Source organism: Nonomuraea sp. NPDC003201 (assembly GCF_053590415.1).
This window is the reverse complement of the sequence record NZ_JBSFTC010000002.1, coordinates 140,792-158,047: the sequence shown is the minus strand read 5'-3', so window position 1 is coordinate 158,047 and position 17,256 is coordinate 140,792. Positions and strand designations below refer to the sequence as shown.

Sequence of the window (17,256 nt, the reverse complement as noted above, 5' to 3'; positions counted from 1 at the left end):
GTGACCGAGGTGACCCAACTGGAGGCGGGGACCTACGAGGTCCTCAGGAACAGGCTCCAGGCCCAGGCCAAGACCCTGACGGCGGCGGCCGAGGCGCTCAACGGGGCGCGGCTGAAGGTGTTCGGCGGCGCGGAGCTGCGCCTGCTGGGCACCGAGCGGATCCGCACGGAGAACAACTGCGTCCCCAGGGACATCGTCTCCCTGGGCGACGTGATGCTCTTCGGCTACAACGTCTTCATCGGGCTCAAGCCGGAGACGGCGGTGGCGGACGTGTTCGCGGTGCACCGGTTCTCCAGGGACGGTGACGCGTTCAGGTTCGACGCCGACAAGCTGGAGACGCTGGACGATCCGGCGTTCAAGAAGGACTTCGCCGAGCTGTACCGGTACTACAAGGAGACCAGGCTGCAGCAGCTGCGGCGGGTCGAGGGCAAGCTGCTGGCGGTGTTCCAGACGGGGCCGGCGGACCTGCGGGTGCTGCGGTGGACGGTCGACAACGGCGGAGTCCCGAAATATGTGGACAACCGGGGGGAGCGGGACCACACCTTCCCCCCGTCCCACGACTTCGAGTGGACACCGACCACGCGCGACGACCACGTGCTCGGACGGCACCCGCACATCTCGATCGAGGGAGAGGTGTTCGTCGAGACGGTCGGCGGCGACCTGACCATCAAGATCGAGAACAACACGGAGACCGGCGCCGGCATCTACGCCGAGCCGGTCACCGAACAGCTGCAGAGCCTGGCGGACGCCGACGTCGAGTACGCCAGGGTCGGGCCGCTCGTCCTCATGCGGATCAGGCCGTACAAGGAGACCGAGCGGCGCCACCTGGTCTTCAACACCCGCACCAAGGCCGTCATCAGGCTCGACGGCCTCGGCCAGGCGTGCCAGCGCCTGCCCGAGGACCAGGGGCTGATCTTCCCCGGCGGCTACTACCTGGCGACCGGGGCCAGCAAGACGTTCGACACGGACGTGACGGACCTGGAGTTCGAGCGGGTGGTCCGCTCGCCCAACGGCGAGGACGTCCTGTACGTCTTCCACGCCAGGGGTGACGGGCGCTCGCTGCTGCTGCCGTACAACGTGATCAGGAAGGAGGTCGCCAACCCCATCGTCTGTCACGGCTACTCGCTGTTCGACGACGGCACGATGGTGGTCTTCCGCGCGACCTCCGACGAGCCCACCCGGGTGCACCCGATGCAGGTCTGGCAGACGCCGTACGTCTCCGACACGTACGCCGCCGCCCAGCCCGCCGGGACGGGGCCCCTGGAGCGCATCGGCAACGCGGAGCTGGTGCGTGGCATCTCCGACTGCCTGTCCGTGTCGCGGATGGTCGAGGAGATGGCGGCGTCCGCGGGGACGTTCGAGGGGCTGATCGCGGCCTGCACGCGGACGTTCGACTCCTACCACTGGCTCGAGGAGCACGGCCTGAGCGGGCCGCTCGCCGACGTGCGGGCCACGGCCGAGCAGGTGCTGGACGAGTACGAGAACGTCGAGCAGCTCACCCGCCAGGCCGCGGAGGCGCTCACCGCCGCCTCCGAGGAGACCACCCACCTGGTACGCGAGGCGCGGGCGGACAGTCCGGTCACCGCGGACGCCTGGGTCGACACGCTGGCCACGCTGCGGCGGGCCCAGGGCCGCCTGGTGACGTTGCGCGAGACCCGCTACATCGACCTGGCCGGCCTGGACGCGCTGTCCTCCTCCGTGACAGAGGAGCTGGCGTCCGTCGGCAGGCGGGCGGTCGACTTCCTGCAGGGTGCGGACGCGTTCACCGCCTACCACGCGGCCGTCGAGGAGCTCGCCGCCGGGGCGGCCGCGATCGGCACGGTCGCGGAGGCCGCCCCCGTGGCGGACCGGCTGGCCGCGCAGGCGGAGGGGCTGGAGGTGGTGACGGAGGTCGTCGGCTCGCTGGACATCGCCGACGCGACCGTACGCACCTCCATCCTGGGCCGGATCGCCGAGGTCCTCGGCGGCGTGAACCGGGCGCGCGCCATCCTGGACGGGCGCCGGCGCGAGCTGCTCGGGACGGAGGGGCGGGCCGCGTTCGCCGCCGAGTTCGCCCTGCTCGGCCAGGCCATCACGGGCGCGCTGGCGATGGCGGACACCCCGGCCAAGTGCGACGAACAGCTCGGGCGGCTGATGCTGCAGCTGGAGACCCTGGAGTCGCGCTTCGGCGAGTTCGACGACTTCGCGGCGCAGCTGTCGGCCAAGCGGGAGGACGTCTACGAGGCGTTCTCGGCCCGCAAGCAGACCCAGCTCGACGACCTCGCCCGGCGCGCCGACCGCGTCTTCACCTCCGCCGAACGCATCCTGGGCAGCATCACCCGTCGCCTCGGCGCCCTCGTCTCCCTGGACGATGTCAACACGTACTTCGCCACCGACCCGATGGTGGCCAAGGTCCGCTCGGCCGCCGTCGAGCTGCGCTCGCTCGGGGACGCCGTACGGGCCGAGGAGCTGGACGGGCGCGTCAAGTCCGCCCAGCAGGAGGCCGGCCGGGCCCTCCGGGATCGCCTCGACCTCTTCTCCGACGGCGGGGAGACGCTCCGGCTCGGCCGCCACCGCTTCGCCGTCAACACCCAGCCCATCGACCTGACGCTGGTGCCGCACGAGAGCGGGGGACGAGCCAACGGGCCCGGAAGCGGCGGCGACCATGAGCGCGTGTCCATGCACTTCGCGATCACCGGGACCGACTACCGCTCGCCGGTGCCCGCCTCCTTCGCCGACACCCGGCCCTTCTGGGACCAGCTGCTGGTGTCGGAGACGGCTGAGGTGTACCGGGGCGAGCACCTGGCCGCCTCGCTCCTGGACTCCCTCTCCCCCGGGACCGCTCTTGAGGACGCGGTGCGGCAGGCGGTGGAGTCGCGCTATGACGAGGGGTACGAGCGCGGGGTCCACGACCACGACGCCGCCGCCATCCTGGACGTGCTGGTACGGCTGCGGTCGGGGGCGGGGCTGCTGCGGTACCCGGCCGAGGTGCGGGCGGCGGCGCAGCTGTTCTGGGCCTTCGGGTTGGACGAGGTTTCACGTAAAACATTCACCACACGCGCCGTGTCGCTCGTCCGCGCCCGCGCCGTCTTCGGCCCCACCCCTGCCCTGGACTCGCTGGCGGCCGAGCTGGAGACGTTGATCGCGGACTTCGTCGGCGGCCTCCGCACGCCGGCGCCCGACCCTACCGTCACGGGGGCCGGGCTGGCAGGGGAGTATCTCGTCGAGGAGCTGGGCAGCAGCCCGTTCGGGTTCGTGACCGGCAAGGCGGCGCGCGACCTCCTCGACGGTTTCCGGCAGGCCCTAGGCCCGGCCAAGCTGCGGGAGTTCGAGGACGAGCTCAAGAGCGTTCCGCTCCCCGAGCGCCTGCAACTGGCCCACGCCTGGATGGCCGCCTACCACCAGGGCCCCGAGGTGGCGGAGGCCATCGCGGTGCAGCTGTGCGACGTCCCCCGCCACGACTCCAGCGCCGCCGTCCAGGAGACCGTGGACGGCCTCCTGGGCGCCCACCCCCGTATCAAGGACCGCAAACTCGACATCCGGCTGGACGAGCTCCTCACCAGGACCCGCCGCTTCCGCCAGGAGCGCGTCCCGGCGTACCGGGCCTACCAGCGGCGCAGGAGCGAGCTGGTCGAGGCCGAGCGCCACCGCCTGCGCCTGGACGAGTACAAGCCCAAGGTCATGAGCGCCTTCGTGCGCAACCGCCTGCTCGACGAGGTGTACCTGCCGCTGATCGGCGACAACCTGGCCAAGCAGCTCGGCGCGGCGGGCGCGGGCAAGCGTACCGACCAGATGGGCCTCCTCCTGCTCATCTCACCGCCCGGCTACGGCAAGACGACCCTGATGGAGTACGTGGCCAGCCGCCTGGGCCTGGTGTTCGTCAAGGTGAACGGCCCGGCCCTGGGCCACGAGGTGACCTCGCTGGACCCGGCGGACGCGCCCGACGCGACGGCCAGGCAGGAGGTGGAGAAGATCTCGTTCGCGCTGGAGACGGGCAACAACACGCTGCTCTACCTCGACGACATCCAGCACACCTCGCCGGAGCTGCTGCAGAAGTTCATCTCGCTCTGTGACGCCCAGCGGCGCATCGAGGGCGTGTGGAACGGCCGCACCCGCACGTACGACCTGCGCGGCAAGCGGTTCGCGGTGTGCATGGCGGGCAACCCGTACACCGAGTCCGGGCAGCGTTTCCGCATCCCCGACATGCTGGCCAACCGCGCCGACGTCTGGAACCTGGGCGACGTCCTGTCGGGCAGGGACGACCTCTTCGCGCTGAGCTACGTGGACAACGCGCTGACCTCCAACCCGGTGCTCGCGCCGCTCTCCGGCCGCGACCGCGCGGACGTCGAGCTCCTCGTACGGCTCGCCAGGGGCGACACGACCGTCCAGCCCGACCAGCTCCGTCACCCGTACAGCAAGCCGGAGCTGGACCAGATCCTCAGCGTGCTGGCCAAGCTCGTACGCGTCCAGGAGGTCGTGCTGGCCAACAACCAGGCCTACATCGCCTCGGCCGCCCAATCCGACGCGGCCCGCGCTGAGCCCCCGTACCGGCTGCAGGGCTCGTACCGCAACATGAACAAGCTGGCCGAGCGCATCGTCCCCGCTATGAACGACGCCGAGCTGGAAGCGGTGATCGACGACCACTACCTGGGAGAGGCCCAGACCCTGACCACGGACGCCGAGGCCAACCTGCTCAAGCTGGCCGAACTGCGCGGCCGCCTCACCCCGGCCCAGGCCGGACGCTGGGCGGAGATCAAGACCGCCTACCTCAAGGCCAAGGCTCTGGGCGGCGCCGACGACGACCCGATGGCCCGGGCCGTCGGCGCCCTCGGCCTGCTGGCCGACCGCGTGAGCGAGGTCGGAACGGCCATCCGCGAAGCCGACCGCGTGAGCGAGGTCGGCACCGTCATCCGCGAAGCCGACCGCCTGGGCGAGGCCGGTACGACCGTCCGCGAAGCCGACCGCTAGGCCACCGGCCCCGGGGTACGGCGGCCCGTGATCCCACCCACCGGCCGCCACACCGGGGCCCCATCCCGCCGACCCCGGTGCGCCGTGTGCAGGGTGTGATGGCGCAAAGGGGTGGGTTGTGCCCACCCCCCAGGACAGCGGGCTAGGTCGTCAGGTCGCGGGTGGCCGCGCGCTGGAGGGCCGTGGCGCGGGTGACGTAGTCGAGGATCAGCTCCAGCTCGTCATCCGTGTACCGCGCGTACAGCTCCCCCAATGCCGCCACGAACGGCTCGAACAGCTCGCTGAACCCGGCCAGCCGCTCGTAGTTGATCTCCACGATGACCCGCCGCCGGTCCCGCGTGTCGCGCACCCGCCGCACCAGCCACTTCGACTCCAGCCGGTCGATCAGCCCGCTGACGGTGGCCGGCGCCAGCCCCGCGTGCTGGCCGATCTCCCCCGCCGTCAGCGGCCCCATGCGCTGCAGCAGGTCGAGCGTCTTCTCCTCGGTCATGCCGAGCCCCAGTCGCTCGCCCATGGCGGTGTGGTACATCACGGCGGCGTTGCTGTTGTCCCGCCCCGCCATGCCGAGGGCCTCCAGCAAATTCTTTCGCCGCTCCGAAATATCTCTGGACACAGGTAAAGCCTCCGCATATATTTCGTTCGACCGAACGAAAGGTTATCACTATGAAGGCTCTGATCATAGGCTGCGGCATCGCCGGACCCGTCACGGCGATGGCCCTGCGCGAGGTGGGTGTGGACGCCGAGATCTTCGAGGCGTACGGGCAGGGTGCGGAGGACGTGGGCTCGTTCCTGAACGTCGCCTCCAACGGCCTGGCCGCGCTCCGGGTGCTGGGCGCGCACCACAAGGTATTGTCCCAGGCCATCCCCACCCCGCGCATGGTCATGTGGAGCGGATCGGGCAAGCGGCTGGGCGAGGTGGCCAACGGGCTGCGGCTCGACGACGGCACGGTGAGCCACACCGTCCTGCGCTCCGACCTCTACCGGACCATGCGTGACGAGGCCGCCCGGCGCGGCATCGAGGTCACGTACGGCAAGCGCCTGGTCTCGTACGACGAAAGCGCAAGGCAGGTGACGGCGAGGTTCGCGGACGGCACGGAGGCGACGGGCGACCTGCTGATCGCGTGCGACGGCGTGCACTCGAGCACCCGCACGATCCTCGACCCGCAGGCTCCCGCCGCCCGCTACAGCGGCCTCTACAGCTTCGGCGGGATCGTCAAGGACTCCGGCTTCCCCGGCGAGCCGGGCGTCTACAACATGGTCTTCGGCAAGCGCGCGTTCTTCGGCTACACGGAGCGGCGAGCCTGGGGCGGAGAGCGGCAGCCTGCGTCACCAGCGGAGCCCCGTGCGAGCGCGACCATAGGCACGGAGCGGCGAGCCTGGGGCGGAGAGCGGCAGCCTGCGTCACCAGCGGAGCCCCGTGCGAGCGCGACCACAGGCACGGTGCCCGAGTCGGGCGAGACCTGGTGGTTCGCGAACCTGCCCAGGCGGCTCGGCGACGTTCCGAAGGACTGGAAGCCGGTGCTGGTCAGGGCGTTCCAGGACGACGCGAACTTCTCCGCCGAGCTCATCCGGCGCAGCGACGTCGGGCCGGGGTCGCCGATCTACGACCTGCCGCCCGTGCCCGTCTGGCACCGCGGCCGGGTCCTGCTGATCGGGGACGCCGCGCACGCCACCTCACCCAGCTCCGGCCAGGGCGCCTCGCTGGCCATCGAGGACGCGGTCGTGCTGGCCAGGTGCCTGCGCGACAGCGGGAGCCACACGAAGGCGTTCGAGCGCTTCGAGGCCGAACGGCGGCCCAGGGCGGAGCGGGTGGTGGCGTACTCGCGGACGATCAGCAACAGCAAGGCCGCGAGCCCGGTCGCCCGGGTCTTCCGCGACCTGATGCTGCCGTTCTTCCTGAAGAAGAGCGCGAGCCAGGAGTCACTCGCCTGGATGTACCGCTACCAGGCGAGCCTGTGAGACCGCCGCCTCCCCGGCCGGGACCAGCGGCAACCGCACGTCCGGGGTCGGGATCAGGCCCTGGGCGTGCAGCACTCCCTTGATCACGGTGGGGCTCGGCTCGGCGAAGAGCGCGGCCGAGAGCCTGGCCAGCCGGTGCCCGAGCGCCCTCGCCCGGGCCGCGTCGCCCGCGTTCCAGGCCTCCACCAGCTCGACGTAGCCGCGGGTCTGCAGATGCGCCGAGGCGAGGATCCCGCCGACGGCGCCCAGCGCGAGCAGCGGAGAGATGAACGCGTCGTCGCCCCCCACCACCTCGAACCCCTCGGGCAGATCCCCCAGCAGGTCCACCGCGTCCTGGTCGATCCCGCCCGCCGCGTACTTCATGCCCGCGATCATCGGGTGCGCGCCCAGGTGCCGGAAGGTCGCGGCGCCGACCGCCTGACCCGTCCGGTACGGGATGTGGTAGATCACCAGCGGCACCGGCGTCGCCTCCGCCAGGGCCTCGAAGTGCGCGATCACGCCGCGCTCGCCCGGCCGCAGGAAGTACGGCACCGTCACCAGCGCGGCGCCGACCCCCGAGGGCAGGCCCTGCAGGGCCCGGGCCGTCGAACGCGTGTCGTTCCCCGTCACCCCCACCGTCAGCAGCGCCTGCCGCTCCGCGCAGACCCGCGCGCACACCTCGATCACCATCTCCCGCTCGCCGGGGTCGAGCGCGGCCACCTCGCCCGTCGTGCCCAGCGCGACCAGCCCGGCGGCGCCCTGGTCGAGGTAGTCCGAGGCGAGCTTCTCGATCGCGTCCACGGCCACCTCTCCCGACGAGGTGAACGGGGTGACCAGCGGTACGTGTAGTCCTCTCAGCATGGTTCGAGCCTGTCCTGCCCGGACCCGTTAGGTCCAGCGCGGATTTCTTCGTTTGAGATTAAGCTCAGCTTATGCTCGACCCGCGCAAGCTCCACCTGCTCCGCGAACTGGCCCGGCGCGGCACCATCGCCGCGGTCGCGGAGGCGGTGACGTTCACGCCTTCGGCCGTCTCCCAGCAGCTCAGCGCGCTGGAGCGGGAGGCGGGCGTGCCGCTGCTGGAGCGCACCGGCCGTACCGTGGCGCTGACGCCCGCCGGGCACCTGCTGGTCGAGCACGCGCACGCCGTGCTGGAGCAGCTCGAACGCGCGTCGGCGGCGCTCGCCGCCGCGCGTGGCGGGCCGTCGGGGCCGCTGCGGATCGGCGCGTTCCCGACGGCGGCCCGCGTGCTCCTGCCCCCGGCGCTCGTCGAGCTGACCGGGGCGCATCCCGGGCTGGTGCCGATGGTCTCCGAGATCGACCCCGCCGACGTCTCGGCCGCGCTGCGGGCGGGTGAGCTGGACGTGGCGCTCGTGCACGAGTACGACTTCGTGCCGCCCGTGACGGACGCGTCCATCGAGACGGAGCCGCTGTACAGCGAGCCCATGTACCTGACCGACCGGCCCTCCGTGGCCGACGCCAGCGCCGACGCGTGGATCACCGACAGGCCGGGCACCCTCTGCCACACCATGGCGATCCGGGCGTGCCAGGCGGCGGGGTTCGAGCCGCTCGTACGGCACCACATCGACGACTTCGACACCGTGCTCGCCTTCGTCGCCGCCGGGCAGGGGGTCGCGCTCGTACCGCACCTGGCGGCGATCGACCCGCCGGCCGGGGTGACGCTCACCCGCCTGCCGCTGAGCCGCCGCACGCTCGCGGCGTTCAGGAAGGGGAACGGCGGGCACCCGGCGATCAGGGCGGCCGTCGCCGCCTTCCACGCGGCGATCCCCCACCTGCCCCTCTAACGCAGCAGCCCTCTGACCAGGTCGGCGAAGCCGGCGGCGAGCCGTTCGTGCTGCCCGGCCCGCAGCTGGCTCGCGATCGGCTCCATGTGCAGCGTGCCAAGCAGCATGTGGGCGATCTGCTCGGCGTCCACGTCGGACCGCCCTTCGGCGATCAGCCGGGACACGTGCCGGTGCCAGGACCGGTAGATCGGGTTCTCCTCCCTGCGCTGCTCGCCGTGGGCCTTCGTGGTGACCCTGGCGTGTTCGATGGCGCTGACGAGGTTCCCGTTGCGCGCCGCCAGCACGGCCACGTCCGCGAAGAAGGCGACCAGCCGCTCGACCGGCTCCGCGCCCGGCCCCAGCGGCGGCGGCCCCTCGGTGAACGCCTGCTCGAACTCGCGCGCCCGCTCGCTCATCAGCTCCAGCATGAGCCCCGTACGGCTCCCGAACCGGTGGAACACCGTCCCCTTGCCCACGCCGGCGGCGACCGCCACCCGCTCGACCGAGACCTGCTCGGGCGGGTGCCGCCGCAGCAGCTCCTCGGCCGCCCGCAGGATGGCCTTGCGGTTGCGCGCGGCGTCGGCCCGCTCTCGACGTTCCATCCGGTCATTCTTTCCCATGGACAAACTTGACCAGTGGTCCATATATTAACTGGACCATCGGTTCAGTTAAAGGAGCTCACGCATGCGCGCGATCGTCCTGTCGGAAAAGGGCGGCCCCGAACGGCTCGAAGTCGCGGACCTGCCGCGCCCCGGCCCTGGCGAGGGCCAGGTCCTCATCCGCACCCAGGCCATCGGCGTCAGCTACGCCGAGACGCAGATCCGGGCGGGGACGCTGCCGTTCCCGCTGCCGCTGCCCGCCGTGATCGGCGCGGAGGCGGCCGGCGAGGTGGTCGAAGTGGGCGAGGGGGTGGACGCGAAGCTGCTCGGGAGCACGATCGTGGGGGTCACCGGCGGCCTCGGCTCGTACGCGGAGTACGCCGTGCTCCCGGCCGCCATGACGGTCCCGGTGCCGGACGGCGTCACCCCGGCCGAGGCGCTGGCCGCGGGGGCGCCGGGCGCGATAGCCCTCGCCCTGCTGCACAAGGCGCGCCTCGGCGGCGGGGAGACCGTGCTGGTCGAGGCGGGCAGCAGCTCGGTGGGGACGTACCTGGTGCGGCACGCGAAGGAGTTCGGGGCCGCGCGGGTGATCGCCACCGCCGGCTCGGCCGCCAAGCGGGACCGGACCGCCGGGATGGGCGCCGACCTCGTGCTCGACCACGGCCCGGCCGACTGGCCCGACGAGCTGCCCGAGGTGGACGTGGTGTTCGAGTCCATCGGCGGCACGGTGGCCAGGCGGGTGCTCGACCACCTCACTCCCGGCACCGGCCGGATGCTCTATTACGGGCTGCTGACCGGGGAACCCGCCGCCGTCACGGCCGCCGACCTCATGGAACGCGGGGTGACGCTCACCGGGTGCAGCGGCCCCGGCTGGGCCGGGGAGGTGTTCGGGACGCACTATCCGGCGATGCTCGACCGGCTCGCCTCCGGGCGCAGCGTCGCCTACATCGACCGTACGCTGCCGCTGGAGGAGGCCGCGCAGGCCCACCGCCTCCTGGAGAGCCGCGCGGTCACCGGCCGGATCCTGCTCATTCCATAAGGAATCCTCAGGAGGCGAGGACCGCTTCGAGCACGGCCTTGGAGCTGTCCCCGCTCTGGTCGTAATCGCCGGCCGTCAATGCCACGACCAGCTCCTCCTCGGGCAGGACGAGCAGCTGCTGACCGCCGTTCCCGAGGCCGCCGACCCAGTGGCGGTCCTTGGTGTTCACGTACCACTGGTAGCCGTACTCGAACCCGTCCTCGATCACCACCCGCGACCGCACCAGCTCCCGGAGCCACTCGGCGGGCACGATGCCCCGGCCGCCGTCGAGCACCAGCTGCCCGACGGCGGCCAGGTCGACCGGCCGCAGCCGCAGGCCGGCCGCGGCGCTCACCGTGTCGTGGAATCCCTTGGACCACTCGAACGTGTCGATCCCGAGCGGGCGGAAGAGCGCGGTCGCGGCGTACTCCTCCAGCGGCCTGCCGGCCCCGCGGGCGATCAGGCCGCCGAGCAGGGCGCTGGCTCCGCCGCAGTAGTGCCAGAGCTTTCCCGCCTCCCCGACGACGGGCCGCTCCAGCAGGTACCGGTACCGGTCGGGCGCCAGCTCCATCGCGATCTCGCTGTTGGCCGGGCTGGTGTAGGGGGCGCTCTCGTCCCATTCGAGGCCGAGGGTCATGGTCAGCGCGTGCTCGACGGTCAGATGAGCGCGCTCCGGATCCGCCACCAGATCCTGATATTCCGGAAATTGGGCTACCAAGGGCGCACGCGGCTCCGGCACGAGCCCTTCGCCCAGCGCGATGCCGTACAGCAGCGCCACCATGCTCTTGGACACGGAGCGCAGGTCGTGCAGTGTGTCCCGGTCGAACTCGACGTGCCCGAGCGAGTCGCCCAGCCGGTGGTCCGGCCCCGCGCCGTAACGCTCCAGCACGATCTCCCCGCCCCGCATCACCACGAGCCCGTGGAAGTTCGGCGCCTTGCCCGTGCCCAGGATCTCGTCGACCCGCTCAGCCATTGCCACGATGTTCCTCCTGAAAGTCGGCACATCCTGGCATACCGCCTCACACGGTGTTAGGCGCAAGCCCTCAAGACAGCTCCGACAGCGCGCGTTCCCAGGGGAATCGGTGGGCGCCGGCGTCCGGCTCGTCCGTGGCGACCTGCCGTGGCAGGCCGAACACGACCCGGACGCCCTCGGCGCGCAGCTCGTCGATGCTGCGCAGGAAGGGCCGGCGGGCGGCCAGGGCGCTGTTGACGAAGGGCAGCACGACGACGGGGATGCCGAGCCCGGGCGCCTCGGCCAGCAGGCCCAGGGCATAGGTGTCGGCGATGCCCCCGGCGAACTTGTTGACCGTGTTGTACGTGGCCGGCGCGACGATGATCGCGCCCGGTCGAGGGGGTTTGGGCTCGTGCGGCTTGCGATAGCGGCTGCGGACGGGCCGGCCGGTCTGGGCCTCCAGGGCGGCCACGTCGATGAAGTCGAGAGCCGACGGAGTGGCGACGACCTGGACGGCCCAGCCCCGCTCCTGCGCCATGGCGACCAGCCGGCCGACGTCCGGGGCCGGCCCGGCGGCGCACACGATGATGTAGAGCTCGTCGCCCTGTGGTTCCGCCACGCGTGGCTCCCGGGGGGTTCGGCGGCGCCGCGGCTGCCGGGCAGCCGCGGCCGTCTCCTCGTCAGTCGGTGCCGGACTCCATCGCGGCGTGGTCGAGCAGCTCGTCGTCGCCGGGGATCTCGCCGCGCTCGCCACGGTTGGCGATCGCCTCGGCGCCGCCCTCGGGCATCTCGCCGATCAGCTCGGTCGAGGCCGTCTGGGGCACGTCGGTCAGCATCGGGTGCTGGGGGCCGACGATGCCGAGCCCGGCGTACTGCTCCAGCTTGGCGCGGGTGTCGGCGATGTCGAGGTTGCGCATGGTCAGCTGGCCGATGCGGTCGACCGGCCCGAAGGCGGAGTCCTCGGTGCGCTCCATGGACAGCTTGTCCGGGTGGTAGCTGAACGCCGGCCCGGACGTGTCCAGGATGGAGTAGTCCTCGCCGCGCCGCAGCCGCAGGGTCACCTCGCCGGTGACCGCCGTGCCGACCCAGCGCTGCAGCGACTCGCGCAGCATCAGCGCCTGCGGGTCCAGCCAGCGGCCCTCGTACAGCAGCCGGCCCAGCCGCCGCCCCTCGGCGTGGTAGTTGGCCAGAGTGTCCTCGTTGTGGATCGCGTTGACCAGCCGCTCGTAGGCGGCGTGCAGCAACGCCATGCCCGGCGCCTCGTAGATGCCCCGGCTCTTGGCCTCGATGATCCGGTTCTCGATCTGGTCGGACATGCCCATGCCGTGCCGGCCGCCGATGGCGTTGGCCTCCAGGACCAGGTCGACGGCGGAGGGGAACTCCTTGCCGTTGATGGTCACCGGCCGGCCCTGGTCGAAGCCGATCGTGACGTCCTCGGCGGCGATCTCGACGTCGGGGTCCCAGAACCGCACGCCCATGATCGGCTCGACGATCTCGATGCCCGCGTCGAGGTGCTCCAGCGCCTTGGCCTCGTGGGTCGCGCCCCAGATGTTCGCGTCGGTGGAGTACGCCTTCTCCGTGCTGTCCCGGTAGGGCAGCCCGTTGGCGAGCAGCCACTCGGACATCTCCTTGCGGCCGCCGAGCTCGGTGACGAAGTCGGCGTCCAGCCACGGCTTGTAGATCCGCAGGGAGGGGTTGGCGAGCAGGCCGTAGCGGTAGAACCGCTCGATGTCGTTGCCCTTGAAGGTGGAGCCGTCTCCCCAGATCAGCACGTTGTCGTCGAGCATCGCGCGGACGAGCAGGGTGCCCGTGACGGCCCGCCCGAGAGGCGTGGTGTTGAAGTAGGTGCGTCCGCCGGAGCGGATGTGGAACGCCCCGCAGGCCAGGGCCGCGAGCCCCTCCTCCACGAGCGCCGCCCGGCAGTCGACCAGCCGGGCGACCTCGGCGCCGTACGCCGTGGCTCGGCCGGGCACCGAGGCGATGTCAGGCTCGTCGTACTGGCCGATGTCGGCGGTGTAGGTGCACGGCACCGCGCCCTTCTCGCGCATCCACGCGACCGCGACCGAGGTGTCGAGGCCACCGGAGAAGGCGATCCCGACACGTTCACCGACAGGCAGAGAGGTGAGCATCTTAGACACGAGTCGAAGTATATACACACCTATGCATGACCATGCAAACCCCCTCGCCGGATTTCCGCCGCGATGTGCATCGCCGGCTCAGGCGGTGGGTTTCCTGACCTCCAGGATGCCGGTGCTGAACCACGGTCCGCCGTACCAGAACCGCCAGCCCGCGTCGCGTCGCCGCACGTCGACCACGCCGAGCGAGCGCAGCGTGTCCTCGTACGCGGCGGTGTGCTGGAAGTCGGCGATCAGCATCAACCCGCCGGGCCGCAGCACCCGGTGCGCCTCGCGCACGGCCTGCGCGCGCCCGTCGGCGTCGGGGATGTTGTGGATGGCCAGGCTCGACACGATCGCGTCGAACGCGCCGTCGCCGAACGGCAGGTCGCGCATGTCGCCCGTCACCAGCTCGACGCGGTCGGCGACGCCCTCGGCGGCTGCGTTCGCCCTGGTCCTGGTCTCCCGGTTGCCCGACTGGTCCTTCGACTGCCACAGGTCGATGCCGGTCGCCTTGCCGTGTTCCAGCCGCTGGGCCGCCATCAGCAGCACCGCGCCCCGGCCGCAGCCGAGGTCGAGCAGGAGCTCGTCGCCGTTCAGCCGCTCGAGCTCACCGGCCCAGACCGCGAACTTGCCGCGCCGCGTCGTGTAGAGGTAGCTGGCCGCGCTGGCCAGCGTGTACAGCCCGCCGAGCAGGAACGCGATGCCCGCCAGGGGGATGTCGAGCAGGAACGAGACCGACGCCAGGGCCAGGAGCACGAGCGCTCCGAACACTAAGCCGACCAGTGCCCAGGGGGCGTCGAATCCGTAGCTTCCGTGTCGCTTGCGCACACTCACGTTATATCTCAAGGTGGTCTTGACATGGAATTGACCTGACCCGTCCCTTCCTACCGTCTTTCCCGCACAGCGCATTACTAAGGTGGCGTGGATGGGCGCGCAAATGGGGGTTTGACCAGGCATGACGGAGAAAGAGCGGGGATTCGGCCTGGGGGCGAGCATGGCCCTGACGCTGGCATCGTCCTTGTTGTGGGGAGTGGCACATCTGGCCGCAGAGCGCCGTAAGACGGGCTTGGCGCTCATGTTCGGATATGTCGTGATGCTGGCCGGCATCCTCATGGTGTTCACGGCGTACAGCACTCACCTGCTGTCGCTGGCGGTGCAGCCCCGCTGGCTCGTCGGGTTCACCGTGGTGCTGGTGGCGATCGCCATCGCCTGGACCGGCGTGGTCGTCTGGTCCTTCGTCCTGGTGCGCCCGCCGAGCTCCGACAGGATCGGCCGCTTCCTGACCACGGCGCTGACGCTCGCGCTCTGCGCGCTCATCATGACCCCGACGGTGTACGCCACCAGGCTCGCGTACCTGTCACGCGACGTCGTGAACACCCTGTTCCCCAGCACCACCGCGACCGCGCCCATCATGGCCCAGGACCCGTGGAACGGCGCCCGCCGGGTCAACTTCCTGCTCCTGGGCGGCGACGCCGCGCCGAACCGGCCCGGCGTGCGTACCGACAGCATGACCGTGGCCAGCGTGGACACCGAGACCGGCGCGACCACCCTGTTCGGCCTGCCGCGCAACCTCCAGCGCGTCGAATTTCGCGCGGGCCCGGCCCGGGACCAGTTCCCCTACGGGTTCACCGGCACCGGCCCCGACACGCCCGGCCTGCTCAACGAGATCTTCCAGTACGCCGAGGAGCACCCCGAGGTGGTGCCGGGCGTGGAGCGGCGCCAGCGCGGGCCGGCCCTGATCAAGCAGACGATCGGCGACATCCTCGGCCTCAACGTGGACTACTACGCCCTGGTGGACATGAAGGGGTTCGCGGAGATCATCGACGCCATGGGCGGCGTGAAGGTCACCATCAAGGAGCCCATCGTGTACGGCAAGTACCGCGAGGGCCTGCTGCCGGCCGGCACCCGCAGGCTGTCCGGCGAGGAGGCGCTCTGGTACGGCCGCTCGCGCACCGACAGCGACGACTACGTCCGCATGGGACGCCAGAAGTGCCTGCTCAACGCGCTCGCCAAGCAGGCCGACCCGATAACCGTGATCAACAGCTTCGAGCGGCTGGCCGTGGCGACCAAGCGGGCCATCTCCACCGACCTCCCGCAGGACCTGCTGCCGGCCGTCATCGACCTGGCGCAGCGGGTCAAGGACGCCAAGATCCGCAGCCTCAGCTTCGTGCCGCCGCTGATCAACACGGCCTACCCCGACTGGTCGTTCATCCGCCGCAAGGTCGCCGAGACCCTGGATGCCGGCCCGACCAGGGCCGGCACCGCCGCCGAGCGGACACCTGACCCGGAGACCCCGGTCAACCTCGACGCCACCTGCACCTGAATCGCCCGTCCGGAAAGGCCACGTGGAAACCCGGCCACGTGGCCTTTTCGCGTTGCCCGCACACGCCCGGCACGGAGTGTGGCATGATGACAACGGAAACGGTTTTCATATCCACCTGGAGGTGGCCGTGAGAGTGGCGTTCGTCGGAAAGGGCGGCAGTGGCAAGACGACGATGTCCGCGCTGTTCGCCAGACATGTGGCGAGCCAGGGCGGGCCGGTGGTGGCCGTGGACGCCGACATCAACCAGCACCTGGCCATGGTGCTCGGCCTCGACCGGCAGCCCGAGCCGCTCGGCGCCCACCTGACCGAGATCAAGGAGCGGCTGCGCGGCGACAACCCCCGCATCCCCTCCGCCGAAGCCATGGTCAAGACCACCCCGCCCGGCCGCGGCTCCCGGCTGCTGAGCTTCGAGGACCTGGCCGCCGACCCGTACGCGCTGACCAGCCCCGACGGGCTGCGCCTCCTCGCGACCGGCCCGTTCAGCGAGGACGACCTCGGCGTGGCCTGCTACCACTCGAAGGTCGGCGCGGTGGAGCTGCTGCTCAACCACCTCATCGACGGCCCCGGCGAGTACGTCGTGGTGGACATGACCGCGGGCGCCGACTCCTTCGCCTCGGGGCTGTTCACCCGGTTCGACCTGACGTTCCTCGTCGCGGAGCCGACCAGGCAGGGCGTGAGCGTCTACCGGCAGTACCGCGAGTACGCCGCCGCGTACGACGTCGCGCTGGCCGTGGTCGGCAACAAGGTCCACGGCCCGTCCGACGTCGACTTCCTGCGCGAGCACGTGGGCGACGACCTGCTCACCTGGATGGAGCACTCCGCCGCCGTCCGCGCCATGGAGCAGGGCCGCCACTTCACGCTCGACGACCTGGAGCCGGTCAACGCCGACGCGCTGGCCGTGCTCCGCAAGACCCTCGACGAGCAGGAGAAGGACTGGGCGCGCTTCGGCCGCCAGACCGTGGACTTCCACCTGCGCAACGCCCACGCGTGGGGCAACGACCGGACCGGGTCCGACCTGGCCTCACAGATAGACCCGGATTTCGTGTTCGGCCCCTGAGTGCCCCCCTCCAGGCATCTGGAGCGATCACGAATCCCCACCTAGCGTCAGATTGATCCCATTCGAGAGGAGACAGCATGTCGCTGACCGTTCCGAACGAACTGCTCGACCAGGCAAGAGCCGGTGACGTGGACGACGCGGCCTTCATCGCGTGCGTCCGCGACTCGCTGCCGTACGCGTGGTCGCTGATCAGCGGGCTGGCCGAACAGCGCGAGCATACCGGAGCCGAGTTCGCCGACAACCAGGTGCCACCGCCGTCCGAGGAAGCCCGCGGCCAGCTCCTGCGCTGCCTGGCGAGCGACGCGATGCGCGGAGCGCTGGAGCGCCACTTCGGAGTACGGCTGGCCTTCCAGAACTGCCACCGGGTCGCCGTCTTCGACCCGACGGCGACCAAGGCCCTGCACGAGTTCGTCACCCCGAGGGCCCAGATCCTCAACCAGAAGCCGGAGCTGGTCGACTGCTGACCGGCCGGCCCGTGACCCGGCGCAGTGACCCGGCCCAGTGACCCGGCGCAGTGACCCGGC

Annotated in this window: 14 protein-coding genes; 7 read left to right on the top strand and 7 right to left on the bottom strand. The window is 71.1% G+C overall.

Annotation, left to right across the window (positions count from 1 at the left end):
• On the top strand, positions 1-4,947 hold the full coding sequence (locus tag ACWDX9_RS02370; RefSeq protein ID WP_449948023.1) for a DNA repair ATPase: 4,947 nt from the start codon (positions 1-3) through the stop codon (positions 4,945-4,947).
• 142 nt (positions 4,948-5,089) lie between these two features.
• Here ACWDX9_RS02370 and ACWDX9_RS02365 read toward each other — a convergent pair whose 3' ends face one another.
• A complete protein-coding gene (locus ACWDX9_RS02365; RefSeq protein ID WP_350724022.1) occupies positions 5,090-5,560 on the bottom strand; it encodes a MarR family transcriptional regulator in 471 nt (156 codons plus the stop codon).
• 50 nt (positions 5,561-5,610) lie between these two features.
• Here ACWDX9_RS02365 and ACWDX9_RS02360 point away from each other — a divergent pair, with 50 nt between their 5' ends.
• Positions 5,611-6,906, top strand: a complete 1,296-nt coding sequence (locus ACWDX9_RS02360) for an FAD-dependent oxidoreductase (protein WP_449948020.1) — start codon at positions 5,611-5,613, stop codon at positions 6,904-6,906.
• Here the strand turns inward: ACWDX9_RS02360 and ACWDX9_RS02355 are convergent.
• Positions 6,868-7,746, bottom strand: coding sequence for a 4-hydroxy-tetrahydrodipicolinate synthase family protein (locus ACWDX9_RS02355; RefSeq protein WP_449948018.1), 879 nt, complete (start codon positions 7,744-7,746; stop codon positions 6,868-6,870). The genes ACWDX9_RS02360 and ACWDX9_RS02355 overlap by 39 nt on opposite strands.
• A 71-nt stretch (positions 7,747-7,817) precedes the next feature.
• Here ACWDX9_RS02355 and ACWDX9_RS02350 point away from each other — a divergent pair, with 71 nt between their 5' ends.
• Positions 7,818-8,687, top strand: a complete 870-nt coding sequence (locus tag ACWDX9_RS02350; protein WP_449948015.1) for a LysR family transcriptional regulator — start codon at positions 7,818-7,820, stop codon at positions 8,685-8,687.
• Here ACWDX9_RS02350 and ACWDX9_RS02345 read toward each other — a convergent pair.
• Entirely contained in the window at positions 8,684-9,268 is a 585-nt protein-coding gene (locus ACWDX9_RS02345; RefSeq protein WP_449948012.1) for a TetR/AcrR family transcriptional regulator, read from the bottom strand. The genes ACWDX9_RS02350 and ACWDX9_RS02345 overlap by 4 nt on opposite strands.
• An 82-nt stretch (positions 9,269-9,350) precedes the next feature.
• On the opposite strand from ACWDX9_RS02345, the gene ACWDX9_RS02340 reads away from it, so the two are divergent.
• Complete coding sequence (locus ACWDX9_RS02340; protein ID WP_449948009.1) at positions 9,351-10,304, top strand: quinone oxidoreductase family protein; 954 nt, start codon at positions 9,351-9,353, stop codon at positions 10,302-10,304.
• Positions 10,305-10,311: 7 nt separating this feature from the next.
• On the opposite strand, the gene ACWDX9_RS02335 is transcribed toward ACWDX9_RS02340, so the two are convergent.
• The 4 genes from ACWDX9_RS02335 to ACWDX9_RS02320 all read right to left on the bottom strand — a co-directional run bounded on the left by ACWDX9_RS02335 (position 10,312) and on the right by ACWDX9_RS02320 (position 14,180).
• Complete coding sequence (locus tag ACWDX9_RS02335) at positions 10,312-11,256, bottom strand: serine hydrolase domain-containing protein (protein WP_449948006.1); 945 nt, start codon at positions 11,254-11,256, stop codon at positions 10,312-10,314.
• 70 nt (positions 11,257-11,326) lie between these two features.
• On the bottom strand, positions 11,327-11,854 hold the full coding sequence (locus tag ACWDX9_RS02330) for a flavoprotein (protein WP_350724033.1): 528 nt from the start codon (positions 11,852-11,854) through the stop codon (positions 11,327-11,329).
• A gap of 61 nt (positions 11,855-11,915) precedes the next feature.
• Positions 11,916-13,373 (bottom strand): argininosuccinate synthase, encoded by a 1,458-nt coding sequence (gene argG, locus ACWDX9_RS02325; RefSeq protein WP_350724035.1) that lies wholly within the window; start codon positions 13,371-13,373, stop codon positions 11,916-11,918.
• A 78-nt stretch (positions 13,374-13,451) separates the two neighbouring features.
• Positions 13,452-14,180, bottom strand: coding sequence for a class I SAM-dependent methyltransferase (locus tag ACWDX9_RS02320; protein ID WP_449948004.1), 729 nt, complete (start codon positions 14,178-14,180; stop codon positions 13,452-13,454).
• Positions 14,181-14,307: 127 nt separating this feature from the next.
• Here ACWDX9_RS02320 and ACWDX9_RS02315 point away from each other — a divergent pair, with 127 nt between their 5' ends.
• The 3 genes from ACWDX9_RS02315 (at position 14,308) to ACWDX9_RS02305 (ending at position 17,196) form a co-directional block, all read left to right on the top strand.
• Positions 14,308-15,675, top strand: coding sequence for an LCP family protein (locus ACWDX9_RS02315; RefSeq protein ID WP_449948001.1), 1,368 nt, complete (start codon positions 14,308-14,310; stop codon positions 15,673-15,675).
• A 127-nt stretch (positions 15,676-15,802) separates the two neighbouring features.
• Positions 15,803-16,732, top strand: coding sequence for an ATP-binding protein (locus ACWDX9_RS02310; protein WP_449947999.1), 930 nt, complete (start codon positions 15,803-15,805; stop codon positions 16,730-16,732).
• A gap of 77 nt (positions 16,733-16,809) precedes the next feature.
• Positions 16,810-17,196 (top strand): SCO5389 family protein, encoded by a 387-nt coding sequence (locus ACWDX9_RS02305; RefSeq protein ID WP_449947996.1) that lies wholly within the window; start codon positions 16,810-16,812, stop codon positions 17,194-17,196.
• Positions 17,197-17,256: the final 60 nt, after the last annotated feature.